This window comes from Brevibacillus sp. FIR094, from assembly GCF_050477165.1.
In the GTDB taxonomy this organism is placed as follows: domain Bacteria; phylum Bacillota; class Bacilli; order Brevibacillales; family Brevibacillaceae; genus Brevibacillus.
Genome location: NZ_JBEAES010000037.1, coordinates 26,787 through 53,679, shown reverse-complemented (window position 1 = coordinate 53,679; position 26,893 = coordinate 26,787). Strand labels below are relative to the sequence as shown.

26 protein-coding genes and 1 pseudogene are annotated in these 26,893 nt (G+C 48.6%); 8 read left to right on the top strand and 19 right to left on the bottom strand.

Translation table 11 applies throughout. From position 1 onward, the window contains the following. Nucleotides 1-119 precede the first annotated feature (119 nt). Both ACQ5DJ_RS24980 and ACQ5DJ_RS24975 read right to left on the bottom strand, forming a co-directional pair. Entirely contained in the window at nucleotides 120-890 is a 771-nt protein-coding gene (locus tag ACQ5DJ_RS24980) for an ANT(4')-I family aminoglycoside nucleotidyltransferase (protein WP_429844785.1), read from the bottom strand. Between the two features lie 162 nt (nucleotides 891-1,052). Next, nucleotides 1,053-1,963, bottom strand: a pseudogene (locus tag ACQ5DJ_RS24975) (LysR family transcriptional regulator). Nucleotides 1,964-2,107: 144 nt separating this feature from the next. On the opposite strand from ACQ5DJ_RS24975, the gene ACQ5DJ_RS24970 reads away from it, so the two are divergent. After that, nucleotides 2,108-2,587: a DinB family protein gene (locus ACQ5DJ_RS24970; RefSeq protein WP_429844784.1), complete on the top strand. Its 480-nt coding sequence runs from the start codon at nucleotides 2,108-2,110 to the stop codon at nucleotides 2,585-2,587. 74 nt (nucleotides 2,588-2,661) lie between these two features. Here ACQ5DJ_RS24970 and ACQ5DJ_RS24965 read toward each other — a convergent pair whose 3' ends face one another. Next, complete coding sequence (locus ACQ5DJ_RS24965) at nucleotides 2,662-3,177, bottom strand: DUF3841 domain-containing protein (protein ID WP_429844782.1); 516 nt, start codon at nucleotides 3,175-3,177, stop codon at nucleotides 2,662-2,664. A gap of 120 nt (nucleotides 3,178-3,297) precedes the next feature. Then, nucleotides 3,298-3,849 carry a nitroreductase family protein gene (locus ACQ5DJ_RS24960; RefSeq protein WP_429844781.1) on the bottom strand — a complete coding sequence of 184 codons (552 nt, stop codon included), beginning with the start codon at nucleotides 3,847-3,849 and terminating at the stop codon, nucleotides 3,298-3,300. A gap of 162 nt (nucleotides 3,850-4,011) precedes the next feature. Here ACQ5DJ_RS24960 and ACQ5DJ_RS24955 point away from each other — a divergent pair, with 162 nt between their 5' ends. Next, nucleotides 4,012-4,728 carry a GDSL-type esterase/lipase family protein gene (locus ACQ5DJ_RS24955; protein ID WP_429844780.1) on the top strand — a complete coding sequence of 239 codons (717 nt, stop codon included), beginning with the start codon at nucleotides 4,012-4,014 and terminating at the stop codon, nucleotides 4,726-4,728. 45 nt (nucleotides 4,729-4,773) lie between these two features. On the opposite strand, the gene ACQ5DJ_RS24950 is transcribed toward ACQ5DJ_RS24955, so the two are convergent. After that, the gene (locus tag ACQ5DJ_RS24950) at nucleotides 4,774-5,556 is read right to left on the bottom strand and encodes a SagB/ThcOx family dehydrogenase (protein WP_429844779.1); all 783 of its coding nucleotides are present in this window, start codon (nucleotides 5,554-5,556) and stop codon (nucleotides 4,774-4,776) included. Nucleotides 5,557-5,681: 125 nt separating this feature from the next. Between ACQ5DJ_RS24950 and ACQ5DJ_RS24945 the strand changes: the two genes are divergently transcribed. Then, nucleotides 5,682-6,476 carry a LysR family transcriptional regulator gene (locus ACQ5DJ_RS24945; protein ID WP_429844778.1) on the top strand — a complete coding sequence of 265 codons (795 nt, stop codon included), beginning with the start codon at nucleotides 5,682-5,684 and terminating at the stop codon, nucleotides 6,474-6,476. A gap of 108 nt (nucleotides 6,477-6,584) precedes the next feature. Here ACQ5DJ_RS24945 and ACQ5DJ_RS24940 read toward each other — a convergent pair whose 3' ends face one another. Together ACQ5DJ_RS24940 and ACQ5DJ_RS24935 are read right to left on the bottom strand one after the other, a co-directional pair. After that, nucleotides 6,585-7,364 (bottom strand): GNAT family N-acetyltransferase, encoded by a 780-nt coding sequence (locus tag ACQ5DJ_RS24940; protein ID WP_429844777.1) that lies wholly within the window; start codon nucleotides 7,362-7,364, stop codon nucleotides 6,585-6,587. 192 nt (nucleotides 7,365-7,556) lie between these two features. After that, on the bottom strand, nucleotides 7,557-8,411 hold the full coding sequence (locus tag ACQ5DJ_RS24935; protein WP_429844789.1) for an alpha/beta fold hydrolase: 855 nt from the start codon (nucleotides 8,409-8,411) through the stop codon (nucleotides 7,557-7,559). 54 nt (nucleotides 8,412-8,465) lie between these two features. Here ACQ5DJ_RS24935 and ACQ5DJ_RS24930 point away from each other — a divergent pair, with 54 nt between their 5' ends. Next, nucleotides 8,466-9,392 carry a helix-turn-helix transcriptional regulator gene (locus tag ACQ5DJ_RS24930; RefSeq protein ID WP_429844776.1) on the top strand — a complete coding sequence of 309 codons (927 nt, stop codon included), beginning with the start codon at nucleotides 8,466-8,468 and terminating at the stop codon, nucleotides 9,390-9,392. 92 nt (nucleotides 9,393-9,484) lie between these two features. Here the strand turns inward: ACQ5DJ_RS24930 and ACQ5DJ_RS24925 are convergent, their stop codons facing one another. From ACQ5DJ_RS24925 to ACQ5DJ_RS24910, 4 genes are all read right to left on the bottom strand, one after another. Next, nucleotides 9,485-10,567 carry a glycoside hydrolase family 15 protein gene (locus tag ACQ5DJ_RS24925; protein ID WP_429844774.1) on the bottom strand — a complete coding sequence of 361 codons (1,083 nt, stop codon included), beginning with the start codon at nucleotides 10,565-10,567 and terminating at the stop codon, nucleotides 9,485-9,487. 166 nt (nucleotides 10,568-10,733) lie between these two features. Continuing rightward, a complete protein-coding gene (locus ACQ5DJ_RS24920) occupies nucleotides 10,734-11,558 on the bottom strand; it encodes an inositol monophosphatase family protein (RefSeq protein ID WP_429844773.1) in 825 nt (274 codons plus the stop codon). Between the two features lie 266 nt (nucleotides 11,559-11,824). Continuing rightward, on the bottom strand, nucleotides 11,825-12,037 hold the full coding sequence (locus tag ACQ5DJ_RS24915; protein WP_017250626.1) for a CstA-like transporter-associated (seleno)protein: 213 nt from the start codon (nucleotides 12,035-12,037) through the stop codon (nucleotides 11,825-11,827). Further along, nucleotides 12,034-14,124, bottom strand: a complete 2,091-nt coding sequence (locus tag ACQ5DJ_RS24910) for a carbon starvation CstA family protein (protein ID WP_429844772.1) — start codon at nucleotides 14,122-14,124, stop codon at nucleotides 12,034-12,036. Before ACQ5DJ_RS24910 ends, ACQ5DJ_RS24915 begins: the two co-directional genes overlap by 4 nt. A gap of 256 nt (nucleotides 14,125-14,380) precedes the next feature. Here ACQ5DJ_RS24910 and ACQ5DJ_RS24905 point away from each other — a divergent pair, with 256 nt between their 5' ends. Continuing rightward, a complete protein-coding gene (locus ACQ5DJ_RS24905) occupies nucleotides 14,381-14,866 on the top strand; it encodes a hypothetical protein (RefSeq protein WP_429844771.1) in 486 nt (161 codons plus the stop codon). 63 nt (nucleotides 14,867-14,929) lie between these two features. On the opposite strand, the gene ACQ5DJ_RS24900 is transcribed toward ACQ5DJ_RS24905, so the two are convergent. The 6 genes from ACQ5DJ_RS24900 to trxA all read right to left on the bottom strand — a co-directional run bounded on the left by ACQ5DJ_RS24900 (nucleotide 14,930) and on the right by trxA (nucleotide 20,847). Further along, the gene (locus tag ACQ5DJ_RS24900; protein ID WP_429844770.1) at nucleotides 14,930-15,712 is read right to left on the bottom strand and encodes a LytR/AlgR family response regulator transcription factor; all 783 of its coding nucleotides are present in this window, start codon (nucleotides 15,710-15,712) and stop codon (nucleotides 14,930-14,932) included. Further along, a complete protein-coding gene (locus ACQ5DJ_RS24895) occupies nucleotides 15,687-17,414 on the bottom strand; it encodes an ECF transporter S component (protein ID WP_429844769.1) in 1,728 nt (575 codons plus the stop codon). The genes ACQ5DJ_RS24900 and ACQ5DJ_RS24895 overlap by 26 nt, the downstream gene beginning before the upstream one ends. 160 nt (nucleotides 17,415-17,574) lie before the next feature. Next, entirely contained in the window at nucleotides 17,575-18,402 is an 828-nt protein-coding gene (locus ACQ5DJ_RS24890; protein WP_429844768.1) for a GNAT family N-acetyltransferase, read from the bottom strand. Between the two features lie 41 nt (nucleotides 18,403-18,443). Beyond that, nucleotides 18,444-19,046: an RNA polymerase sigma factor gene (locus tag ACQ5DJ_RS24885; RefSeq protein ID WP_429844767.1), complete on the bottom strand. Its 603-nt coding sequence runs from the start codon at nucleotides 19,044-19,046 to the stop codon at nucleotides 18,444-18,446. 166 nt (nucleotides 19,047-19,212) lie between these two features. Next, nucleotides 19,213-20,304, bottom strand: a complete 1,092-nt coding sequence (gene hppD, locus ACQ5DJ_RS24880; protein WP_429844766.1) for a 4-hydroxyphenylpyruvate dioxygenase — start codon at nucleotides 20,302-20,304, stop codon at nucleotides 19,213-19,215. Nucleotides 20,305-20,529: 225 nt separating this feature from the next. Then, nucleotides 20,530-20,847 carry a thioredoxin gene (gene trxA / locus ACQ5DJ_RS24875; RefSeq protein WP_017250634.1) on the bottom strand — a complete coding sequence of 106 codons (318 nt, stop codon included), beginning with the start codon at nucleotides 20,845-20,847 and terminating at the stop codon, nucleotides 20,530-20,532. Nucleotides 20,848-21,137: 290 nt separating this feature from the next. Here trxA and ACQ5DJ_RS24870 point away from each other — a divergent pair, with 290 nt between their 5' ends. Then, nucleotides 21,138-21,554 (top strand): RrF2 family transcriptional regulator, encoded by a 417-nt coding sequence (locus ACQ5DJ_RS24870; protein ID WP_144613204.1) that lies wholly within the window; start codon nucleotides 21,138-21,140, stop codon nucleotides 21,552-21,554. Between the two features lie 90 nt (nucleotides 21,555-21,644). Then, a complete protein-coding gene (locus tag ACQ5DJ_RS24865) occupies nucleotides 21,645-22,331 on the top strand; it encodes a class I SAM-dependent methyltransferase (RefSeq protein WP_429844788.1) in 687 nt (228 codons plus the stop codon). A 196-nt stretch (nucleotides 22,332-22,527) separates the two neighbouring features. Here the strand turns inward: ACQ5DJ_RS24865 and ACQ5DJ_RS24860 are convergent, their stop codons facing one another. Continuing rightward, nucleotides 22,528-23,946, bottom strand: a complete 1,419-nt coding sequence (locus ACQ5DJ_RS24860) for a hypothetical protein (RefSeq protein WP_429844765.1) — start codon at nucleotides 23,944-23,946, stop codon at nucleotides 22,528-22,530. A gap of 133 nt (nucleotides 23,947-24,079) precedes the next feature. Here ACQ5DJ_RS24860 and ACQ5DJ_RS24855 point away from each other — a divergent pair, with 133 nt between their 5' ends. Then, nucleotides 24,080-25,753 (top strand): M14 family metallopeptidase, encoded by a 1,674-nt coding sequence (locus tag ACQ5DJ_RS24855; RefSeq protein ID WP_429844763.1) that lies wholly within the window; start codon nucleotides 24,080-24,082, stop codon nucleotides 25,751-25,753. 189 nt (nucleotides 25,754-25,942) lie between these two features. Here the strand turns inward: ACQ5DJ_RS24855 and ACQ5DJ_RS24850 are convergent, their stop codons facing one another. Then, the gene (locus tag ACQ5DJ_RS24850; RefSeq protein WP_429844762.1) at nucleotides 25,943-26,887 is read right to left on the bottom strand and encodes a methyl-accepting chemotaxis protein; all 945 of its coding nucleotides are present in this window, start codon (nucleotides 26,885-26,887) and stop codon (nucleotides 25,943-25,945) included. Nucleotides 26,888-26,893: the final 6 nt, after the last annotated feature.

Genomic DNA, 26,893 nt, shown 5'->3' with positions numbered 1-26,893 from the left:
CACACTGGCTGCTTAGGCTTTTTTAGTTCTGTCCGCTTGACAGGGGTAAGACCAGGTAGCAAGGCTCTCTTGGTAAGTCGAGACCCTTCGTAAAAGGGGTCTCGTTTGTTTTTTATTGATTAAAAAGGGATTCGCTCTGAATGAATCACATACTGATGCTGTGCAGCCCACTCTTGGAGACCATCCCAGAATGCTTCGCAAGCGCGAACGATTTTTGCTGGATCAGTCAGATCCCCCGCCATCACCAATCTGGCTACCTGATCGAATCCAGCAGGACGATGCGGCAATTCCAGCGCTTCCGGCAAAACCTTGGCCCCTGTCGAGTAGAGCTTTCGGTTATGCAGCCCGATCAACATCGCACCGTATTGGGCAAACTCCATAGCCAAGTAGGGCAGATAGGTATGTGGGCCGTTTAGATTTACGTTTCGCAACTTACCAATAAACTCGTACATTTCTCCTACTAGAATACCGTTGATGGCTTCGGTGAACGCTTCGCTTGCTGGTGATTCTGCTGCTTTTTTGAGCGTATGAAAAAAGCCCTTCGGATCATACAGACTCAGCGGAGAAAAGAATGGGCCATGTGTCAGCGGCCAATCCTCCTCGACAGTAGCGGCAGTGTTCAGCAAAACATCTGCACTGCACACATTCACTTCAGCCTTCCAAGGTCCCGCTGACCATTCGTAGCTATATTCTATTTCTTCCCCTGATTCTTCTACTACACAAAACATTTCGATATCCGAATAAGGGCCGTCTGTCCCTTGAGAAATGGAACCATACACCCCAATGGCGAGAACTTTTTCTTTGTACACTTCATGTAACCTCGCAGCAATTTCTTGGCAGGTTTGAAATCGTTCACTTCGAGATATTTTTACAGGTCCATTCATGTTCATTTACGTACATCTCCCTTGATATATTTTGGGGTAGCTGACACAAATACATGAATGGAGGACCTCGGGATTAACGGGGGACCTTTTTTGGATGCATGTGAACTTCCTCCCATCGACCAGATCGTGCTTCGTAATGACTTGCATTTTACCAAGGAAAGGAACATCTTACGAGCGATTTTTACTCGTGGTGGGGGCATGGACGTTGTCGATGGCCGATTGAATATAAGCTTGTAGCGTATCGATGAAGGTACGAGCGGCGAACCCCATATATTTGTCCCTGCGATAAACCAAACAGATGTCTTGGCTGGGTGTCGGATGCAAGAGGTTGATGATCGCAATCTCGTCGTCGTTTACGTTTTGCAGCAATAAGCCAGGCAGAATACAGCCCCCGATCCCCTTTTTGACAAGAGTCAATAGAGCCAGGAGTGTGGTTGTTTCGATAGGAGGCTGCAAGTGAAAGCCTTCCTGTAAGCAATAGCGATTGATGAGCTGTCTCGCTTGATGATCCGGCGGAAACATCACCATTTTTACATCTTGAAGCTGCTCAAACCTGATTGCCTTTTCCTTGGCAAGTGGATGTGCGCTATGAACCGCAAGCGCGAACTCTTCGTGAAATAGCGGCTCTCATCCGGCTCAGGTAACACAGTCACGCCCAAATCAATCTCGCCGGATGTGATTTGCTCCACGATTCTTGTAGACTCAATGACGGATAAGGATGTTTTGGGATACAAGCGATGGAATTCTACAAGAAGAGCGTCAAACAACAAGTCGGCATCGCCAGGCAGAACACCGATCGTGAGCGTGCCCCCTTCGTTGTTTTTCATGGCTTCGATTGCTTCACGTGCATAGTCGATATGGGAAAAAACATGCCGACTCTGTTCCAGCAATACCTTTCCTGCTTCAGTCAGCGTGATTCTCTTACCTAAGCGGTCAAACAGCGGGACACCCAGCTCACTCTCTAAAAACTTGATTTGCTGGCTGAGATTGGACTGCGAGGTACACAGCTTTTCTGATGCCCGGGAAAAATGCATTTCCTCACATATTGCCATAAAATACTCCAATTGCCTGAGCTCCATTGCTTCACCTCTTGCACCCATTATCATTTTTACTAATCATTTTAATCGGAAAAGCATGATTGTTGCGATTTCCCCTACGACGTACACTTTAGTTGACGGTAAGATCGCTGTCAATCATAGGAAAATGATAGGGAGGTTTGTCTCATGTCTCAAAGCATGATCACTACAGCCACATCCGTTCGTCAGATTGGCCTACAACAGATTCCGTTGATTCCTGAGGAGCTATTGGATGTTCAATCCCCCGCTTTTTCAAATACACTTCGCTGGAATATCGGGCATATCGTCTTTTGTTTTCAGCATTTCCTATCCATCGGCTTGCCTTACCAATCTGACCTGCCTGCTTCTTACGCTACTCTTTTTCAGACGGGAACGAAGCCTTCTGACTGGACGACTACACCACCCTCGAAAGATGAGCTGATTCACTACTTGTCGGTACAGATTGAACGGTTGGCCTCCGTCACCCCTGACGAGCTAGAGGCAGCTTTGCCAGCTCCCATTACAATGGGTCCCTTCCAGTTTACAACGGTTGGAGAAGTCTTTAACTTTGCCGTCATGCACGAGTCCATCCATCTGGGGATCATTTCAAGCATGGTAAAAGTCGTAGCGCAAGAAGCAGCAAAGTAATTGCAAAAAAAAACGAGACCTCAGAATGGTCTCGTTTTTTCTTCCCCAACCGTGTCCTCGAGCGTGATCAACATTTACCTTGCAAGAAAGTACTCGACACTTTTGACATTCGCTATGGCTATTTTCCCGGTTGTTCCTTGCAATTCTCTATCCTCATAGGCATCCCAACTGGAATCTCGCTTTCTATTCCACGCAAAGATACGCTCCCAGCTTTCCTCTTTCGAAATCGTACCTTTTCCCTGATGAAATTCTTCATATTCCTGTTCACTGTTAGCTAAGAAGTCATTATTTAATACCATATGCCATTCATCATAGTCAGAGAGTAAAACCACTTGTTCATCCAACTCCACTTTGATTCGAACGAATTTGACTCCACTCTCAAAATAGCCTGTACGCCTCAAATCAGGTTTATCCACCCATAACCAAATCGGCATTTCCCCGCTATATTTTGTTACTCTCTTTTTCATCTGATGAACCATCCATTCGTATTCCGGAGGGAACATCGCATGTTTTCGGTCCCCTTGTAAAAAACCCCGTTCTCGAGCCAATTCCCACACTTCTTGGTTTTGTAACGTCCAAAAAACCCTCATGTCATACACCCTAATCGTATATTTCAAGTTAACGTAAACATAGATCAAGCATTAGTGTAGCAGGAAGTTGTCCAGTTATCACGAAAAAACGAGACCACAGATTGGTCTCGTTTTTTCCATTTATTCGAACCGAGTGAACTTTTCTTCAGCAGGCGTGCGTGTGCGGGCTGCTGGTACATTTTCCTGATCGAAAAAACCGAGGTGCAGGAAACCAACGATTTTCTCTCCTGGCGCAACACCCAAGATGGCGTGTGCCTTCGGGTCCCAGTTGTGCGCGTTTGTTTTCCAGACTACGCCTAATCCACGCTCCCATGCGAGCAACTGGAAGTTTTGAATGAGCGCTGCTGTTGCACTGAAATCTTCTTCCCATTGTTTTTGGCGCGGATCTTGCTTCATAATGACAACCAAATAAGCTGCCGGTTGGTTGTACATGTCTTTGCGCGCCTGATAGGCTTCTGGAGGATAGCAGGTGATCAACTTCTCTACAAACGCTTCTTTTTTCTCTGAAGATACAAACAGAAATCTCCAAGGCTCACGAATACCATGGTTCGGCGCGTACACAGCGTCATTCAACAGCTCTAGAACAAGTTCTTCCGACACAGTATCTGGTTTATAGTCTTTTTTAATAGAGCGGCGCTCTCGAATGATTTTGGCAATAGACACAACGGTCACCCTCTTCTCTTAGACTCCAACGCATTTGATAATGGTTATCAATCTATCTTATTCAGATCATATGTTATCGTTTACACACGTCAAAATCAAGTACGAAGTAAACGAAACTGCACACCACGCTTACAGGGATATGGTAAAATTTTGGACGAGGAGGGATGTAGCTTGGACGAACAGCGCCCAGCTCTCATAAAGCCCGGATTTTTCAGTATCGATGCGCCAGCTGACAGACGACGCAACGAATTTGACTTTCATAATGAAGCGCTGCTCTTCCACCAGCAGCCCGTCGATTTTGTTTTTTTCGGCGATTCCATCACGCATTGGTGGGATCTCGCTACCTTTTTTGGCCGGTCCGCTCAGACGATCGTGAATCGTGGAATCGGCGGTGACACAACCGAACAGGCCCGCAGACGTTTTGCTGCGGATGTCCTTCAATTGAAGCCACGTTTCGTGGTGATTATGATCGGGATTAACAATACGTGGGCGTTGGATACATTCTTGCCTTCCGACCGACTGACACCCCAAGAGATTTGCCAGCAGGTGACCACTGATGTAGAAGCAATGGTGCATGTGGCTCTCGAGCAAGGCATTCAGCCCATTCTTTGTTCCCTCTTGCCTACCAATATGGATCGATACGCACGCAACCGTGAGCGAAACGAGCTCGTCATCACGATCAATAAACGTTTCCAAGCTATTGCTGAACAAACAGACTGTCTCTATGTCGATTATCACTCCCGTATGACAGACGCAGATGGCATCACACTGCGCATGGAATTGGCTGACGACGGTCTTCATCCCCATGTCCTCGGCTACCAGCTCATGGCGACCGTTCTGCGCGATACACTTTCTGCACATGACATCGTACTTGGCACACCATCATGAATGCAAAAAAGGATGCGGCTACTTATGCCCATCCTTTTTTATTGCTTATTCCGGTCGACGGTCCGTCAGCCAATGCCCACCTGCGATTTTGCCCACTGATGCCATCAAAACAGACAAATGGGACTTGCCATCGATGCCTAAATATTCGTTCATGTCTTGATCCATCCAGTGACCAATTGTCGTTACCCCAAGCCCCAGTCCGTTTGCTACCAAATGCAGGTTCTGCGACACGTGCCCGGAATCCCACCAAATATAGCGGTACGCACGCTCTTTGTATTTGTCTTTCGTACGATCCACCATCGCTGTCCAAACGAAATTGACAGCAGCCCGTCTCGTCACCTCTTGTTCTTCCGTGAACATATAGGCGATCTCGGACGTGTCTTCTCTCTTCAGTCCTTCCAAGCACCAATTCTGTACATCCAGATGATACAGGCCTTTCTCGAGTCCCTCTACGTTGTTAATCATCAGATACGTCTCAATCGGATACAGGGCACCGGCAGACGGGGTCGTGCGTAATTGATAATCTCCCATATCATCTGTGATGCCCTGTGTCCCCCACAGCAGGAGATTCAATTCGTTAAGCGTCATTGGCTGCTTCAAGAAATTACGCTTGGATCTTCGATTAGCGAGGACCTCCCACAAATCGACGGACGCTGGAAACTGCGGCTTGCCCAAATCAATGCGGGCAAATACCTCTTCATAGCGCAAATACGTCGCCGGTCTTTTGGAAAAATCGTAACGAGAGGCCCAGCCTTTTTCCAGCTCGCCCACCCGGTAAGAGGTCGCCTCGATAAATTCATTTGCAATTCGCTGCCATTCGGGATGCATCTATGTTCCTCCTCGTATTTGCTTAATGGTGATGCCTTTTACTATACGAAGCTCTTTTCCATTAGTAAAACAATGATTTATAATATTTTTCATAAGAAAAAACTAATGAAAAGGAACGAGGAGACATGACGCTTACTCAACTGCAAGTGTTTGTCGCCGCAGCAAAAGCTGGAAGCTTCACGCGGGCAGCAGAAAAAATCGGCTTCACGCAATCCGCCGTCTCGCAAATGATTCAGTCCCTAGAAAAGGAGCTAGGCGTTAGTCTTTTTCAGCGAAGTCGCAGCGGAATCACTCCGACGAGCATCGGAGAGCGAATGCTTGCGCACGCTCGCGACATTTTGAACATCACATCCTGCATGACGGAGGAAGCAAACGTGGCCCGCGGGATTACGTCCGGTACCCTGCGTGTTGCCTCGATCCCCAGCGTCGCTTCCCGCTTCTTGCCCGGGCTTTTGGGCAGCTTTCGCAAGCGGTTTCCGGCCGTGGAAATCCTACTTTTGGAAGGCGATAGTGATGAAATTAGCAACTGGCTGCACAGCTCGGTTGTCGACATTGCCTTTACCGTAATGCCTGATAAGGAAATGCAAACGTTGCCGCTCTTGCAAGACGAAATGATGGTCATTTTACCAGATACCCATCCACTGAAAGACAGTCAGACCCTTCGTTTTTCCGAAATCGCGGAGCGTTGTTTTATCATGCCAAAGGATGGCTGTATCCGGAAAATGCTGCAAGAGAATCACATCAACCCAACGGTTACGTTTGAAGTCCGTGAGGTGTATACGATTTTGACCATGGTGCAGGAGTATATCGGCGTCACCATCATGCCTGAGCTGTACATGCCACCTGTCATCCCCAAAGTGGTCGCGATCCCTCTTTCTCCCCCGATTACAAGGGAAGTAGTGCTCGCGGTGCGCAACTAGCAGTCGATCTCCCCACTCACGGCAGAGTTCGCCGTTCACAGCCAGCAATATGTAAAAGGCATGGACTTCACGCCAACGAGCAAGTAGACATACGAATAAAGCCCTCGCCTATTGGGATTGGCGGGGCTTTTGGTGTGCGAGAAGCTCTGTTAGCAATTTTTCAAATTTGTTGGCACTCATGATTTCATGGGTAATAAATTCACCATAATAAAACAAGCCAAAGGTTGTCCATATGGCAGGCGCATTCAGTGCTGCTTCTCTCGTTGTCAGCTTGTACGCATGAAAGGGGACACTTTTCGATTCCGCTACTTTTCGCAGCTCTTCCAAAACACCAACAGCAAATGGACACTGCGCGGTGTAATAAACGGTGATGCCTTTTTCCATTGAAGGAGTCGTTTCTTTTTTATGAAAGGATGGCATAGCCGCTTGTTCATTCCATTTCCATGCCATTAATTGAAAATACGGTTCTGCTTGGTCTGCCAGTTCAAATCCCATATGCTCAAAAAAACGTCTCTCACTCAAATACGGGTACTTGTTCTTCCCTACGATATGAACGATTCCGTCCATGCCACGGTTGATGGCATCTTCCTTGCAATGATGCAACAATTGTTTCGCATACCCATTCTCTTTATATCTGCCAGACACCCACAAGCAGTTGATATACATATAGTTGGGCGCTTCAATTGGAACCCATGCCATTTCCGCAGGCAAGTATTCAATAAACACTTTTGCCCGCTCATCCAATCGATAAAAAACCAATCCTTCTTCCATTCGCTCTGTCAGCCAATTCTTCTTCTCGGCTACTGCATTCTCGTATTGTTTTGCACCTAATGCGCAGCATATGTGCTCCGTTTCTATATTCTTTTTCGTTATTTCTATATACCCCATTTTCTTCCGCCTCCACCTTTCCTCTACTTTTAACTACGATCGCGGACGATTTGACCCAGTCTTTCGATGCTGGATTCAAAATCGGCGATTCTAGGTAAAGAGTGGTTGCGGATATTTTACCATTTCTTGGTTGTCATGGAAAAGAATCTTGACGTTGGGCGATAGTCCTACTCGGCAACGATAAATCCCCGGTCATCCAGAAGGACTGTCAAGCATCAAGCCTTTTAAAAACGCCAGTATTTCCATGCTTGTCGCTATTGGCGCATCGATCGGCATCAAGTGCTTCGAGTTTGGAATGACTACCGTTTTGCTTTGCGGATGCCTCGTAACTTTTTGGATGAGAGAGAGCTTCACTTCGAGCTTTGGCTCAGTCTCCGCCGGGAGAAACAGAACCGGGCATCTCACTAGTGCGTAGGCATCTTCATAGTGCAAATCACAGACTGTCCCCATAATTTGAAGGTTAATCGCAGTCGGTATCTGGTATGTGATCAGCCCATCAGACAGAGGGTAGATCGTCACATGCTGAAACCATTTTTCGTAATATGGGTCCCACGGATACCAATGCTCCCTCGCGTATGGAGCGAACTCTTCTCTATGCTGGAACGCTGGCACTGCACGCTTGCGATCCTGCTCCAAAATTTCAGCTTTTGATCCTTCCCGCTCGCCATTTGGACCCACAAAATCAATCATGCCTGCATCCAGATTGATCAGTGATCGCACACGGTCAGGGTACATCGCTGCAAAAAAGGTGGCGAAATCTCCGCCAAGAGAATTGCCGATCAGATGCGCTCTATCTACCCCAGCATGATCAAGAACTGCCCGCATATCCTCACATTGCGTACCGATATCGTAGCCAGTAGCCGCATGCTCTGACTGACCATGCCCACGCAGATCCATACAAATAATGTGGAAATCCTCTGAAAAATAAGGTAACATGTCGTTCCAGATAGATGAGGTCCCACCCTGGGGGTGCAAGAACAGAATCGTTTCACCATTTCGTGCGCCTTCTAACACATGCAACCTCGTCCCCTGCTGATAAACCATCATTGATTTCACTTTGACTCACCCTTTCATTCCTTTTAGCTAAAGCGAGGAATACGTATGAACCGAACAGGTCGTTTACTAGAACTGCTTGCGCTTTTCCACACAGGAAAAACCTTTACCGTGGGTGATTTAGCCAATATGTTGTCCGTGTCCAAACGAACGATGCTGCGTGACTTGCATTTGCTCAGCGAGGCTGGTGCGCCCCTGCAAGCTTCCCCCGGTCCTGGCGGTGGTTACAGGCTGATTCGATCCCATCAGCTAGCGCCCCTTGCCCTCACGACAGAGGAAGCCGTTGCTCTGATTTTGTCGTATGAAGCTCTTCTCTCTTACACGGACAAGCCATTTGCAAAAGAAACCTTGTCTGTGATCGCCAAGCTGCTCGCGAGCCTTCCAACAGACGCTTTGATTAGAGTAGAGCAACTACGCAAAAAACTGCGGGTGATGAACCCGAGCAGAAGTGTGGAGGCGCCCTTTTTGCGACCGCTCTTGGATGCTGCTCTTTCACAACAAGCTGTGGAAATTGCGTACGACTCCCTGAACGGAAAGAGCACCCGCATCATACAGCCCGATTATTTGTACGCCTTCGATGGCTACTGGTACTGCAAATGCTTCTGCTTTCTCAGGGGATGTACGGTCAAGCTACGCGTTGACCGCATCCAAGCCATGACGATCGTGGATGCCCCTAACCTCGTCCCTGATTGGCATGTCTCGCAGTATGAAGAACCAGAGCAGTTTCCCCTGCGAATTCGTTTGACGAGAAAAGGCTGTAAACTTGCCGAAAGCCACCATCAATTCGGCAACCAGATTACGCTTCTGGCAGATGGCTCTGGTATCATTACCGACACTGTCGCTCCCTCCGAAATAGATTGGGTAGCCCGGTTTGTACTTGGTCTGGGAAGGGAAGCGACAGTAGAGGAGCCTGCTGAGCTAATCGACTGGCTACATAAAGAGCTTCATGCTCTGTGTCATTTTTATCCTGTTTGAACGCCACTCTGTTCGGTCCTGAGATGAGCATAGCAACAAATGGTGTCAATCGATGTCAGTAATAAGAAAAACCAGGAAGACCCTCTTCCTGGCTAGTGCTGAATGCCGAGCTCTGCTGCCAACACGAGAAACATCGCATGCGACCAAAGGAGCGGCACAGCGGGATGCCCTGCCCTCTCCACCCACATCTCATAATGAGTCGGCGAAAGCAAATGCTCCTGCACTTGTTCAGGCAGTCCGCTCGCTTGCCGCTGGGAAGCAATCCACGCTGCTATCTTTTCGGCTTCTTCACACCTGCCCGTTTTCACGTAATACCAGCCCAACCAAGCGGATAACAGCAGCCACTGTCCCCCGCCGTAATACGTATCAGCCGGGTAGCGATGCACACCGTATCCTGCGCGTAGCTCCTCTTCTATGGCCTGCACGGTCCGAATCATAAGCGGATCATCCACGGTGACAAGCCCATACGGTAGTGCCAGCCAGAGAAGACTAGCATCCACAGAATGATCCCCAACGGATTTTATCAATCGCCCGTTGGCTGTGCCATGCTCGCGTATGAATTGACGAATAGTCTCTCCTTGCTGAGCGAGTTCGATAGCTCGATCGCACAAATAAGGCTCCATCGCCTTGATCCCGGCATAAATGGCCCCTAGCGTCACAGGGTGGATTCGGTCTCCTCCCTCTTCCCAGCAATCAAAGTTTGGGAGCTGCCAGCACGCCACTACATAGTCAATCGTCAGTTCAATAGATGGCTTCAGCTCGTGAATCAAGTCATGCTCCCCGCTCATCCGCACATGCTCAGCCAGCCCCCACAGCCATGTCCCGTAGCCATCGAGCTGAAAGCTACCCCATTCGCCTGCTACTTCTTCTCCGTCCGCTGTATAGCGCGTATGCAAAAAGCGGTCGTTCCCCGCATCATTTTTGTCTAACCCTTTTTTTACTGCCGAAATGGCTGCTCTTGCCTTTACCTCATGCTTTCGGATCACATTATCGCACCATTGGTAAAACTTGCGGGCGCTCTCATGGTTGCCGGTACGGTTCATCGCGTAGGCCGTAAATGTTCCATCGCGGAGCCACGCATACTGATAGTGGACAAAGGCAGGTGAAGCGAGATACGCCCCCGTACTCGCTTGATGCTGAAGGATCAGCTTTACACTTTCCTCGATCAGGGTCATAGTTATCCCCCTTATTCGGACAAGCCGACTTCGTAACAAAAACAGTCGCTGCTCGTCTTCCGGCTATGCTTTTATAGCATATGCAACCGACGTCCAAACGAAAACCCAACATGCGCAACAAAAGAAAACCCACTGGATGCACATGTCCAGCGGGTTCTAGTGACATTTAATTTTGTGAAGGTACATCCGTATGTTCGGATTTCAGGTAATGCTGCAACTCCTCATAAAAAGTCGGGTTGCAAGCCATCACGCTGCTTTTTTGGTCGTACGGCAGTGGTGTCCCCGTCATGGTCGTCACCCGACCACCCGCTTCCTCTACAATAATACGAGCTGCCCCGAAATCCCACGCATTGAGCTGCATACTGACGTAGCCATCCAGTCTTCCCGCAGCCACATACGCCATCTCCAGAGCGGCGCTTCCTAGCAGGCGCATTCCGCGAACCTTCCCAGCAAGCTTTTTCACGATCAAATCGATGCCGATCTGTTCAGCACGCTTGTTCCAAAATACGCTCGTGCATAACAAAGCTTGTTCCAGGCTTACTGCTCGATTCACCTGCAAGGGACGATCATTAAGAAAAGCCCCTTCCCCTTTTACCGCATAAAATAATTCGTCTCTGGAAGGATCGTATACAGCTCCGACCACTCCCTCTCCCTTATGGTAAACGGCAATGGAAACGGAAAAATTGATTTGCTGATGAACAAAATTAGTCGTTCCATCAATCGGGTCGATGACCCAAAGCGTGTCATACTGCTTGTAATCCTCCGCATGCGCACTCTCTTCTCCAAGAATGCCGTGATCAGGGAAGCGCGCAAGAATCATCTGAATGACGTGATTCTCCACTTCTTTATCTACGGCTGTGACAAGATCGGAGGCTGATGTTTTATACTCGACGGTAAAAGGCTCCTTCATTCGCTTCAGACTCAGCTCACCCGCTGAACGGGCGCATTGCAAAGCGAGCTCCTTGAGAGCCGCCAGTGTTGATGCTTGCACACGTATCGCCACCTAAAACTTGACATATTTTTTCGCAAAGCACGCCCCTTTCACTTAGAAAGAGAGGCTTCGACGTATTATTTGAAAATGATGAGACAGCTCGTGCTAAAAAACGGCCATGCTATATTTTTAGTGTACCATACTTTACCTGCTGTTACACCACACGTTAGCCATGAGGGATGCGCCCGAAAGCGCCCGGATAATTGAAAAAGGGTACCTCCCTCGTCATTTTCTGACCGTGGAGACACCCTTTTTACATGAACACTTTAGCAGCAGCGCGTTACGCCACCTTTTTCAAATCGTTCGGTCAATGCGTACATGTAGTACTCACGCTCTGTCATCGGAAAGATACCCGGTGCCCCATGCGTCTCGTACCAATGAGCGAGATAGCGATCATAGTCGGGCATTCCGAAAATCGTTTTAATAGCAGAGCTCACTTTGCGCATTGCCTTTCGCATGGCTCTTAGCTTGCGCCTCATGCAACGTGATGTCCTTTCCCGTCAATTACATTTCCTTTGGACTTGATGTACGGCGATTCGTGCAACGAATATTGTTTGCCGCGGAGAATATTGATCCACACCCGTGCACCGTCGAGAATGATCCCAATCGTAATGACCATGAAGATCGCACATACCACAGCATCGATCTGGTCGTTGAAGATCATTTTTTGTGCAGCTTCCACCGTTTTTACCCCTTTTGGCAGCGCACCGGCATCCAGTGCCTTTTGGAATGCTTCTGCATGCGAGAGGAACCCGATTTTTGGATCAGGATGGAACAGCTTTTGCCAGCCCGCTGTCAGCGTAGCCGTCGTCAGCCAAGCCATCGGTACGAGTGTGATCCATGAGTAGGCAGCTTTGCCCATTTTGAAAATAATCGTCGTTCCCACCGTAAACGCAATCGCGGCCAGCATCTGGTTGGCGATACCAAAGAGCGGCCACAGGGTGTAAATACCTCCCAACGGGTCCATGACACCTTGGAGCAGGAAGTATCCCCATCCGATGGTAATGATCCCAGAACCAATCAGATTACCTGGTAGCCAGTTGACTTCCTTCATTTTCGGAATGACGTTGCCGAGCATGTCTTGTACCATAAAACGTCCGACACGCGTCCCCGCATCGATCGTCGTCAAAATAAAGACAGCCTCAAACAAGATCGCAAAGTGATACCAGAATGCCATTAATGCCTTGCCACCTAATACACCCGAGAAAATCGTCGCCATCCCGATTGCCAGTGACGGCGCTCCGCCCGTTCGTGAAAGGATCGTCTTTTCCTGAATGTCGTTGGCGAGCGTTGTTAATTGGTCAGGGGTTACGGTATAGCCCCAGCCCGTTATCGTCGTCGCAACCTGGACTGGATCCACGCCAATTGCTGCGGCAGGTGAGTTGATCGCAAAATAGACACCGGGAGTCAGCACGCATGCTGCAATCATCGCCATAACTGCGACACCAGACTCCATCAGCATCCCACCGTAACCAATCAGTGGCGCATGCGATTCCTTCGCGATCATCTTCGGCGTCGTTCCGGATGATACGAGAGAATGGAATCCCGATACGGCTCCGCAAGCGATGGTAATAAACAGGAAGGGGAACAGATTTCCTGCGAAAACAGGGCCAGTTCCATCAATGAACTTCGTCAGTGCAGGCATTTGCAATGGCGGCAGTGTCAGCACGATTCCCACCGCCAATACCGCAATCGTCCCTACCTTCAAGAACGAACTGAGGTAATCGCGCGGTGCCAAGAGCAGCCACACGGGCAAAACTGACGCAATGAAGCCGTAGACAATAATCATCCAGGCAAGCTGTACCTTGGAGAACGTGAAGGCTGGTCCCCATGTTGGCGATTGGGCAACGATTTGTCCGAGCCAGAGGGAGACAAATAGAAGAGCTAGCCCGATAAGTGAGCCTTCCATTACCTGGCCCGGCCGTATATATCGCATATACAACCCCATCAATATAGCAATGGGTAGCGTCATGAATATCGTGAAGGTAGCCCAAGGCGACTCAGCCAGAGCGTTCACAACAACCATCGCCAAAACAGCAATCAGGATAATCATAATGGCAATGATACCAATCAGCGCGAGTGCTCCGCCTACAGGGCCGATCTCTTCCTTGGCAATTTGACCAAGAGATTTACCGTTGCGACGCATTGATCCGAACAAAATAATGAAGTCCTGCACCGCTCCACCGATCACGACCCCGACAATAATCCAGATCGTTCCCGGCAAATATCCCATTTGCGCTGCCAGCGTAGGACCTACGAGCGGACCTGCCCCTGCAATCGCAGCAAAATGATGTCCGAACAACACCCATTTGTTTGTTGGCACGAAGTCTTTGCCATCGTTGTTCACTTCCGCCGGAGTGGCGCGATTGTCGTCGAGCGACATGATTTTACGAGCAATGAATTTACTGTAAAAACGATAGGCAACAGCATAAGTGCAGAACGCAGCGGTCAATAACCAAAACGAGTTGACAGATTCCCCTTGCCAGAGCGCTATCATTCCGAATCCGACAGCACCCAATGCGGCTATCCCGCCCCAGATTAGGAGGGAAAGAAGCCATTTTTTCATCCGAGTCGCCCCTTTCTATTTATGTAATATTCAGGCAATAAACCTTAAAAAAACGTATCACATCGGACGAGATCCCAACAGAAAAAATGGCTGAACCGTACAAAAACAAGCACAAGCTGCACCATCCTCGTTTGAGTGTAAGCGCATTCGATTTTGGGACGTAAAAAGTCTCCGCCCCGAGTCTGATCCAAACACCTCCGCAATATGTTAAAGTTATACATAAATTGGTATGGAAATCAAAAAGGAGAATACGCACATGCGAAAAATCGGGGGTTACATCATTATCGGAATCGGAGCGATTTTTGTTCTGGCAACCTACCTGAACATTCCGCTCGCGATAGATTTGCTATGGCCAGTCTTTCTTCTCATTCCAGCAATCGGGTTTCATATTTTCTTCTTTATGAATCCGCAGCCAAATCGAGCTGGATTACTCGTTCCGGGCGGGATCTTGCTCGTCTACGCTCCGCTCTTCTTTTTCAGTCAGCTATTTTTGGGCGGTGATATGAGCACAACGTGGCCCTTTTTCCTGATTGGTCCTGCCGTTGGGCTTACCGAGCTGTACATATTCGGCAATCGCAAACCCGCTCTCTTGATCCCTATTGGTATCCTCACCGTCATTGCCATCGTCTTTTTGATCGCGAATCTGGCGTCCACCCAAGTAGGCGGCATCCTCGGGTTGGTCCTGATCGTATTGGGCGGAATTATGGTGACGCGTAAGAAAAACGATCACTATCCCATGTAAGCAGTCGAAAAAAACAGACCAATCCTCCCCTCCCAAACGGGACGCAGGATTGGTCTGTTTGCTTTAAAAACCCAGTCGTTTCTTCAATTCCTTCACGACATTGCGGCTAACAGGCACTTCCGTTTTGCGATGATCTTCCATGACTAGATGAATCGAGCCTTTGAACCAAGGGACGAGCTCTGCCGTTTTGGATAAATTGACAATAAAAGCGCGATGCGTCCGAAAAAACTGCTGGCGTGACAGCCTGCTCTCCAGCTCCTGCAACGTAAACGTGGTCGCATATTGCTCACCTGCTGTATAAATGCTCGCATACCTTCCTTCCAAGGTGGCATAGACGATTTCGTTTGGATCAATCAGCATTATCTTGCCGCTTTTTTCCACCGGGACTCGATGCGGCTGAGTATCGACCAGCACATTTTGCAGAAGAGACTGTAGCCTTTCCTCCAGCAGCGGTGACGCGTCCAATGCAGGCTCACTTTTCCGCCTCATTTTTCGTACCCGATTCATCGTCTTTTCCAGACGCAGTTCGCTGAACGGCTTGACAATATAATCAACGGCTTCCGCCTCAAATGCTCGAACCGCATGAAATTCATACGCACTTGCAAAGATGATGACAGGTGGATTGACCATGGATTCCAGAAGCTCCTGCCCCACATCGACGCCATCCCTGTCCTGCAAATGGATGTCCAAAAAGACCGCATCCGGCTCAGTCTGAAGCACCGCTTCCAACGCCTCTTCCCCGCTGCCCGCCTCTCCTACTACGGACACTTCCGAAAACTGCTCCAGCAAATAGCGCAGTTCTTCTCTGGCTGGCGTCTCATCATCGACGATGAACACTTTGAGCACTGACGTTCACCCCTATCGGTAATTGTATGGTGCATGTTGTGCCGTTCCCGCTTTTGCTCTCGATCACGATTCCATACGGTTCTCCGTAGATCGACTGGAGACGGCTTTTTACATTGGCAAGACCGATCCCAGATAATTGCCGCCCTGCACTCTTCTCCGCTAGAGCTGGCTTGAATGGGTCCACTTCCATTCCGACTCCATTATCTGCCACTGTCAGTTCGACGATTTGCTTTTCTTTGCGGCGTGCACGAATCACTACGGTTCCCCCTTCGCGCTTAGGCAACAGCCCGTGCTTGACCGCATTTTCTACCAAGGGCTGCAAAATCAGTCCCGGTACGGTAAACCGCTCTACGCCATCCTCGATGTCGTACTCTACATGGAGCTTGTCTCCGAACCTCGCACGTTCGATGGCCAAATACGCTTCGATATGCTCCAGCTCACGCGCCAGACTGACATATCCGCCAGAGTCATGCAAATTTCGCCGGAAGTACTCCCCCAAATGAATCAACAGTTCACGCGCCTGTTCGGGACGGAAGCGAATAAATGAAACGATCGTATTGAGCGCATTGAACAAGAAATGCGGATTGATCTGTGCATGCAAAGCTCTGATTTCTGCATCTGCCAACAGACGGGACTGCTTCTCCAGCTCAGCCAGTTCGAGCTGACTTGAAATCAGGTTCCCCAACCCACGCACGAGTTCCAAGTCCACAGCCGACAGCTTGCGAGAGCGATCCTGATACAGCTTGAGCACACCCGCCACTTCACGTCTTCGCATCAGGGGGACGAGGATCGCATAGCGCAAGGAACAATTCGTCTCCCTGCACCCAATCTCTTCCTTCGTCTGGGCAATCTTTACTTCTTTGGTCGATATAACTTCACGGGTCGCCTTGGTCGTAATGCCTTCACCCACTACGTGATGGGACGAGCCTGCGCCAACATGCGCAAGTACAGAGCGCGTATCGGTAATCGCTACCGCTGCTACACGCGTCGTCCGCAATATTTCCTCCGCCACCTTTTGGGCAGAGTCGTACGTCAGTCCTTGACGCAGGTAAGACAGCGTTTTGTCCGCTACTTGGAGCGTTCGCTGAGCTTGGAGCGCCCCAATCCGATCCTCTTCCTTTTTAGCCAAATCAATAATAATGATTAAAATAGCAATTCCGACCGAGTTGACGATAGACATCGGTACACTAATGGCCTGCACCAATGCCAAAGCGTCAGCGTAAGGACGTGCGATGAGCAAAACAATTCCCATTTGCAGCCACTCCGCCAAGAAACCAACGACGAGTGCAGTCGTCCACCCGATTTTTTTGCTGCGGTTACGGCGGAACTGATAGATTAATCCCGCAAACAAGCCCTCGCTTATCGTCGAGATCGCACATGCTACGTCCGTAAAGCCCCCCAATGAATAACGATGCATCCCTGCAATCAGTCCCGTCATCAACCCAACCCAGGGACCAGCAAGCAAGCCTGCCACAACGGTCCCGATCACACGTGAATTCGCAATCGCATCCTGATACCAAATGCCATTGTATGTACCCAGTATGGAAATAGCGGAAAAAATGACGACCATTAGTGCTTTTTCTCGCCACGTCGCTTGCTGGTTCAATATGCTGCGGAATGCACGTACACGTGTAAACAACAAAGCTACCACGATCAAAACAGCCGTCCGCTCCGTCAATGGAACCATTAATGCCATGTTCATTGGTTGATCCCTCTCAATCGCTGCCTGATGATTCCTGTTCTTTTCTATAACTAATCAAAATATTCACTTTTCACATCGTATTTCCCTTTTGATTGTCTTCCTTTCCTAGTAAAAAAGGTTGCCGAAGTAATTTCGACAACCCATGGATACCTGTATCGTTTTAATATTCGAACTCCAGTATTTTACACTTTTCCTTAGGCTCAAATCCTAGCTTTGTCCCCAGACGTACCGACTCCTCGTTGGTTTCCAGCGTGGTCCAGTGCGGTGTCAGCCCATGTTCCATGCAATGCTCCAGGTACGCCGCACAAGCAAGCGTAGCAAAGCCTTTGTTCATGTCGGCTTCCTCGTACGTTTCCACGCTAATTTCATGGTCACGCTCATGGACACAGCAAGACAGGCAAGCACTCACAATCGTATTTCCTTTACATACGCAGAAACCTACGCCCCCCTGCAAAAAATCATCCACCGAATGATAGAATTCTTCTACAACCTCGATCAAGATGTTGTCGGGGTCGTTTTCCATGACACCTGCATCGATTCTTTTCAAAGTGTATCCTTCAGGCAGAGGGCGGTAGCTGATCCTTCGCGCTTGGAATTGCTCGGGATTGAACTGATAGTAATACTCCCAATCCGTTTCTATCTCTCGATGTGAGATCGCTTTGGTCACTGCCTCTTCCCACGCTTCATCTGGGACAACTGCCAAAAAATGAGTGCCCCCGCACGATTCGGTCGTATATCTACGCAATTCCCCCTCGATAAAGGCGCCCATATCCGCTGTGAACGCTTCATTGGCAGCATCCCCTACGAAAATACTGATCACGCCGGTTTGATCGACCAATGCTGTCCGGGGCTGCTCCACATCATCTACGTAAATCGCTCCTCGATTTGTCCCATTGATAATCGCATGGATGGTCAAATCGTTTACGTTATCAGGTGACAGCAACGTTCTGATTTTTTCATAATCATTTGGTTCCAATCGATGAATCATCGCAGTTTCGCCCTTTCTCTCTCTTTTGGACATCTGTGTACCTATGCGGCTGATAGCGGAGCGAAGTCATCCAGACTCAGCTTCCGCATGAAAGTCGGGTCATAGTCCACGTTCCTTTCCTGGGAGGATTCCAGCTCTTCTGCAAGCAGCATGCGAGCCCGATACAGCCGGGATTTCACTGTGCCTTCGGGAACACCTACTCGAAAGGCTACTTGCTTGATCGGCAAATCCTCGTAATAGTGAAGCCAAACAACGATGCGAAGCTCATGCTCCAGCTTCCATACTGCCTCTGTTAGTTCAATAGCCTCGTAGGGAGCCTGTACCGATTTTTCCTCTATTCGTAGCGGAGACAGCTCTACGGTTGGACTTCGTTTCTTTTTTCGCTGCCATTGTCTACATTCGTTTATGAGAATTTGGATCATCCATGTTTTGAAATAGGCAGGCTCTCGCAGCGTTCGGATGGCTCTGAATGCTTTCATCACTGTATCCTGCACCACATCGGCACAATCCTCATCCCGCCCGACATAGGTTCGTGCCACACCGTACAAGGTACGCTCGTACAATTGAATGACTCTGGCAAAAGCTTCTACGCTACCATCCAGTGCTAGCTGAATATCTTGCTGAACTTCCATCTTGACGCTCACATTGCATAAACCTCCTTTTATCTCCAATGTTTGGTTCTAATAGTATAGATGATAGAGGCGGTCATATAGTTCATGAGATTTTATTTTTTCTGCTTCGCAAATAGAAAAAGACCACCCTTCAGCTTTTTCAGCTTGAGATGGTCTTGTCATGCTCGTTACATCAAAATTACAGGTTACCTCTGCGGTCTTGCTCGCGCTCCAGCGCCTCGAACAGTGCCTTGAAGTTGCCATTCCCGAAGCCGCGTGCTCCTTTGCGCTGGATAATCTCGATGAACAACGTCGGACGGTCTACAATCGGCTTGCTGAACAGCTGCAAGAGATAGCCTTCGTCGTCTCTGTCGACCAAGACACCCAGCTTTCTCAGCGCCTCGATGTCTTCATCAATTTCCCCTACACGCTCTTTCAAATCCTCGTAGTACGTATCTGGCACCATGAGGAAATCTACACCGTTATCACGCAGCTTCGATACAGTGTCGATGATATCGTTTGTCAGGATGGCAATATGCTGTACGCCTGGCCCTTTGTAGAACTCCAAAAACTCCTGAATCTGCGACTTGCGGCGTCCTTCTGCCGGCTCATTGATCGGGAACTTGATGCGTCCTGTTCCACTTTGCATCACTTTGGACATGAGCGCAGAATACTCCGTCGAGATGTCGTCCTCACTGAAATTTTGTACGGCTGTAAAGCCCATGACCTTTTGATAATATTCCACCCACTCATCCATGACCTCAACGTTACCCACGATGTGGTCGATGCCGATGATACCTGTACCCTCACCTTTGACTTGTGATTGGTAAGCTTTAAAGCCTGGGAAGAATGGTCCGTTGTAATTTTTTCGTTCGATAAAGGAGTGAATGTTTTCGCCGTACGTACCGATAATCGCTTTTTTGACCGTCCCGAATTCATCGGTATACTCAGTCGGTTCCATGATCGGAATGGCTCCGCGAGAAACGGCCTCCCGGTAAGCCTGCTCACAATCCTCTACACGCAGGGCAACGTCTTTGACTCCGTCCCCATGCTTTTTCACAAATTCCGCGATCGGGCTGTCAGGTGTAAGCGCCCCACTGATCACGAACGTCATATGCTTCTGTTTCAAGACGTAGGAAACCTTTTCCCGAGAGCCTGTCTCCAAGCCGGCATAGGCTACTGCTTCAAATCCAAACGCATTTGTGAAATAGTGCATCGCTTGCTTGGCGTTCCCTGTATAAAACTCCAGGTAGTCCCAGTCCTGAATCGGGAAAAAATCGGTATTGCTCATTGCCTACCCCTCCGCTTTCTTTTTCAATTATTGACATTATTTTGTTAATTGGGATTATTTTGTCGTTATCTTGAGAGTACATTGGAAGCGCTTCCTCGTGCAAGAGTACGGAACAACGCGAAAACGCTCAAACGCTTTCATTTATTAAAGTACGCTTGCAAGTAACAACTGGATACCAAAAAGCCACCGATCAAGTTGACCGATGGCTTTCGCTGCGTTTTCCTATTACCTATGTTTGAAAACAAATTGTTTCAGTTCCGCTAGAGGGGCCGCACCTACGACTTTGTCGATCAATTCCCCGTTTTTGAGCAGGATGGTCGTTGGCAAACTCATAATGCCATACTGATTGGCAATCTCCGTTTGTTCATCGACATTGACCTTTAGGACTCTCACTTCGCTGCTATGCTCCCCATCAAACGATTCAAGTATCGGCCCAAAAAAGCGGCATGGCCCGCACCAAGGTGCCCAAAAATTGACGAGCGTATAGCCTTCGCTTTTTACATCATGTTGAAAGGTAGTGTCTGTCGTGTGGCAAATGCTCATTTATACTTTCCTCCCCATTTTTAGTTTGAACAGCTACTCAAAACAACCATTACAGACCTATAATATCTCTAATGGAGACAAAAAATATATCACTGTACTTGGATCATTTCAAATAACTCATTAGCAGACTTATCATATCCATAATATCTCTTAATGATTTTTCATGTCAAGTTGCACCATCCTAAAATAGGCATCGAAAGTGTAAATGACAGCACCACTCACTCTTCCCCTTGCTCATGCTTCTGATTAACTTTATGATGGATGTATTAAGTCCATGATTGAGGTGTCTTATGAAGTATTCACAGGCAACAGACTATGCCCTCCATGCGATGCTCTATCTGGTGGCAGAAGCGCCTAATAAACCCGTTAGTGTTCAGCTTTTGGCAGAGAAGCTAGGTGTTTCACAAACGTACCTATCCAAAATGCTGACGAAACTGGTCAAGGCTGGGTTGATCCACTCGGTCTCTGGCGCAAATGGCGGATACAAGCTCAAACGCAACCAGGATGATATATCGTTTCTGGATGTTATCCAAGCCATTGAAGGGACAACCTCCTTGTTTGAATGCAGCTTCCATCATGATAGTGCCTGTCTGATTCAACAGGTTGTGGCTGACGCTGAGCAGCAAATGATGCATACGCTGAAGAGTAAAAAAATTGCTGACTTGGTCGCACATATCCCCAAACAACCTCATGAGCGTTTGACGTAAAAACAACTTCCCTGAAAAGCTCCGGCTGCCTCGACCGGAGTTTTTCTTCATAACGGTATCGTTCATTCGATGAGAAAGGCGTGGACAATGATGAGCCAATGGACAGAACAAGCCGCCAAGCAATGGGATCAATTTGCAGAAGACTGGCGAAAAAGAAGTGAGCACATGTGGGAAAAAGGTAGCCGCAGCACCATCCTCCCCTTTTTTATGAAGCATGTACCTGTCGGGTCGGGACCTGTTCTTGATGCAGGCTGTGGTGACGGCTATGCCAGTTGCAAGCTCGCGGAGCACGGCTATCAGGTGGAGGGCATCGACATTGCCGGGGAAATGATTCGTCTCGCTCATGACCGGGTCATTTCCTTCCCAGGCTCTGTTCATTTTCAGACAGGAGACATCAGTGAGCTTCCTTTTGCCAGTGATTCATTCTCCGGTGTGCTCTCGATTAACGTAGTGGAATTCACGCCATCTCCGCTCAAGGCACTCTTGGAGCTTCACCGCGTGCTCTCTCCCGGAGGAATTCTCGTCTTGGGTATCCTCGGTCCAACAGCTGGCCCGCGCGCTCATAGCTATCGCAGACTCTATGAAGAGGCAACGATCCAAAATACGCTGATGCCCTGGGAAGCCAAGCAGTTGGCGAGCGAAAATGGCTTCACACTGCTGGACGAAGAGCCCGTATACAAAGAGGGAATAACACCTGACATCGCGGGCCGCTTAAGCGTAGAGCTGCGGGAGGCGGTCAGCTTTTTGACCTTGTTCGCTTTACGGAAAGTAGATTAAATCAACTCGCCGGTCCTGGCGTCTATCCACTGCATCTCTCTGATTGTCCCGATGCCGATACACAAGACGGTAGCTCTTGTTCTTCTATCACCGAAAGAAAAGCTCTCCATTTTTCTGCTGAGAGGATGAAAACACAAAAACCCGCAAGAAAGCCACTCTGATAAAGTGTCCTTCCTACGGGTTGCCATTCCATGTGTTAACGGTACTGAATATTATTCAGTTGCATCCACATCAATTTGCTTTCAATCAACATGGCAAGCGTCATCTCATCCATTCCATGTAGTTGACGGTACAGACGCTGAGTTTCGACCAAGTCATTGTAGGTCAAAAACGGATAGTCTGGTCTGCCGAATGTGCCGTCCGGAAAATAAGCGTAATGCAAATCGCCATTTCCGAGAATCCACTGCGATCCGAGGTTTACGACACCGTAGAGCATGATGTCTGCTAAGTCTCTGTCTGTCTGGTCCCCGAATTGCAGATAGCTTTTGTAGAGAAAATTGATTTCCGCCAACTGATGATTCAATGAAACGTGTGTCTGAATCATTGGATTCGTTGCTGTTGCGTAGTCGGAAACCAGCCACCCTTGCTGAACACCAGCAATGACAAAATGGTTCAAGGCTGCGTGATTGTGAAAGTAAGAAACATATTTTTTCGCCGATTGGCAAAAGTCCTTTTCTTGATACTGATCACAGCCCCGCAGCATCAGATCAGCCGCTCCTGTGTTGAATCTCGTATCGTAAAAGCCCTCTGGTATCCCGTAATCGCCGCTTAGCCACAAGGAGCGCGGCTGTGTCTTCCAGTACCCCTCAGGCTCCTGTTGCTTCAGGCTTGCTTTCAACATCACATAGCCCATATCGCGGGCAGCCTTGCTTCCTCCTGTATATAAAAAGGAGCGAAGGACATAATTCTCAGGAATTCGCCAAAAAGAGGACTCCGAAGTCGGCTCGTACGTTGAAGGACTTTGATAGTAATACCCATCGTACAGCCATTTTGCCTTTTCCGTAACGTCCAAGTTAAGCCAGACGCTGTCAATCGACTGTTCTCCCCAAGGTACGAGTGGCTCTCTCGAATCGAGCGCCCACATTTCGCTGATAAAGCCTGCTTTCATCGGCAGCTTGATCACAAGCTCGACACCAGAAGCAGTCTGTTTTACTTCAACTGGTAGCGCCAATGCCGTCTTTTCTTCAATCGTGGCACTGCCTTTATCCACGTAGGTAATGGGCTTACCTAACCAAATATACCTGCCCTCTGTCTCTATAAAACCAGAGGCCAGCGGAAGAGTCTGGACTTGATCAAGCGTGACGACCCTCCAATACGGTTTCTTCGACTCATCATAGGCCCGATAGCGGAACATCATGTTCTGACTGTTACCCTGAATCGGAATGGTGAAAACGTAGGGCATCATATTGCGCTGACCTGTCATTTTATGGGCCCAATACGTGACACCATCTGGGAATCGAAATTCTTGTTTTTGGTGAATCGCCCCATTCAGGTGGTCAACAGTCTCTGTTACTGTTGGTTTTTTCCATTCGTTTGCAGAAATATGGCTCGGAAAGAAACTACATACGGCGATGGCCGTCATCAAAAGGAGCATTCTGCTGATTTTTCTGACCATGTCATCCCCCTATTCTATTAAAGGAGAACCGAAAGTCCTACTTTAAAATGAATATTTCGTAGCGATTATTATTTTTATAATAATCTGATAGATTGATCATAGGTGTCTACTTTTATTTCGCGGGAGGGAATTTATGGACAAGAAAGTACGCTACGTTGTTTCTACAGCACTCGTAATATCTCTGTTCACCAGCCCCTCAATCATCCATGCCACCCAAGCTGAACCACAACCCCACATTCCTTATTTCGGAATAGGGCCAACCTATGTACAGCCTGCACAGATTGAGAGCTTGTTTCCCAAGCCAACTATCCAGTTTGGGACACCCGGCTTCCAAGAAGGAAAAGAAGCTTTTACATCCCAGGAAGAAATGATGGCTTACATAAGCAAATTGGCAGAAGGCAACAAGGAAATCAAGCTGCTATCCATCGGTACATCATTGGAAGGCCGCAATATCCCCCTGCTGCTATTCAGCAAAGACCACAGCAACCTCAAACAAAACAAGGAGAAGCCACTCATCTGGCTACAGGCACAAATCCACGGAAATGAACCCGCCTCTGGTGAATCTGCTCTCGTGATCGCCAAATGGCTGGCAGAAGGAAAACTTGGCGCCGACCTCCTGGATAAAGTAAACGTCGCGATTGTTCCTCGCATCAACCCGGATGGCTCCTACCAGTTCAAACGCTACATCGCGACTGAGCTGGATGCCAACCGCGACTACATGAAGGTAGAATATCCAGAGGTGCAAGCGGTTCATCAAGCCATCAATGCTTATCAACCTGATGTGGTGCTTGATGCCCATGAATACGGTGTCTCATCCAGCCAGCTTCGCGATGTTGGGGAAAAAGGCGCGATCTCATCCTACGATGTTCTGATCTCCTCTGCGAAAAATTTGAATATTCCCGCCAACCTGCGTAAAATGTCAGACAACCTGCTCTTGGCTGACGTTCAAAAAGCACTCGACAAGGAGCAACTTTCTCATCACGCTTACTATACACTGGCAAAAGGCAAGGACGGAAAAGTGACCGCAACAGAAGGCAGCACAGAGACGAGAATCGGCCGCAATGCCTTGGGATTGAAAAACACGTTGACGTTTTTGGTGGAAACACGCGGTATCGGCATTGGACGCGCCGATTTTGAGCGCCGTGTATTCAGTCAGGCCACGACTCACGCTGCTGTCATCCAATCAACAGCGGCCAACGCCAAAGCAATCAAGTCCGCCGTGACGCAGGCACGCGCAGAAATCACGGAAAAAGGCAAAAGAGCAACCGATAACGACAAACTCATCATCCTGAGTGAAAATAAGCGAGTACCGGGTCAATCTCTCGAAGTGGTCGATCTAGCCACAGCAAAAAAAGTGGCTACCCCCATCGACTGGGTAAGCTCCACGGATGCCTATCCCGTACTCGAACGCGAGCGCCCCACTGCTTATCTCATGCCTCCTGGCTACCATGACGTTGCTGCCGAGCTGGAACTGCTCGGTGTTTCGGTAAGCAAGCTATCAAAAGAAACGACCATAGCGGTAGAAAACTACACCATTTTGGAAAACAAGGTGAATCCGATATACGAGAATGGGCATTTCACTAACCAAGTGACTGCAAATGTAACAGAAACAACGAAAACTTTTCCTGCGGGTAGCTACGTGTTCAGCATGGCCCAGCCAAACGCCAACTTCATTGCATTGGCCTTGGAGCCTGAATCAGTAGACAGCTACGTCACGTTTAACTTCTTGCCCGTTGAAAAGGGCGATGAAGTCCCGGTATATCGCTATATGCTGGAGCAAGTACTACCCACTACACAAAAGAACTAAAGGAAGACTAAATTCCCCTCTCTAAAGTTAGACTCCTGAGAGGGGAATTTTGTTACATGGTTGGGCTTACTTTATTTCAAACGCTTCTTGGTCAAACCGGCTGCCAGTAAAATTTCAGTAAAAAAAGTGTACAAATACCAAAAAGTCCGCATCTCTTGGATACGGACTCCTGATTCTTTTTCCTTATGATTACAATACCTTTTTGACATCCTTTACGCTCGACGCGAGCATCTGCTCTACCGCGTTGGCGTCCCTCATGTGCCTGGTCAAGCCTTCATTCAGCTCGTCCATCAAGCCCTTCGCATCACTTACCTGCTGGGACACATCGTCAGCAAATCGCTTTTGGTGCGCGATGATTTCCATTACACCTGACACTTCGACGTTTAGTGCCTGGAAAGCGTTCACGATCTGATCCGTCTTCTCCGCAGCATCCTTGCTGATAGAAAGTCCGTTTTTGATCGCACTGCTGCTTTTTTCACTGTTGGACAACGCTTCTTTTGTTTCTTCCTGAATCTTGCCGATCAATTCCGCAATCGTCTTGGTCGAGTTCGCTGTCATCTCGGCCAGCTTCCGTACTTCATCCGCTACTACAGCAAAGCCTCGGCCCTGCTCACCCGCACGTGCCGCTTCTATCGCTGCATTTAACGCGAGAAGGTTGGTCTGATTGGCAATGTCGCTGATCACCTTGACGATGCTCGTAATTTCCGATGAGCGCTCTTCCAAGCGACTCATGGACTTGGACGTATGAACCGATTCTTTGTCGAGCAGGCTCATGACTTCCACAACATCGGTCATAGCCTTCTTGCCTTCATCTGCACGCGCTACCGATTGCTTACAGATGTCAGTCAGGTGCTCTCCTCGAACCGACAACTGACTCGCAGATTCATCATCCCGCTCGTTAATGACCTGGATGTTATCTACGACACGCTTCATCCTCGTCACCAATCGCACCATTTGATCGGATTCGGCGTTCATCGCTTGGTTCGAAGTGAGGATCGCACCCATCTGTTCGTAAATACCGCGAAGCTCATGTTTCCAAGCGTCTTGCTGTCCTGCCATTGTGGTTGTGGGAGTTGCCACTGTCGTCGCTGCTGTCTCTTTTTCTGCCAGGCCTTTGTCTTTTTTCCAAAACATCCGCTT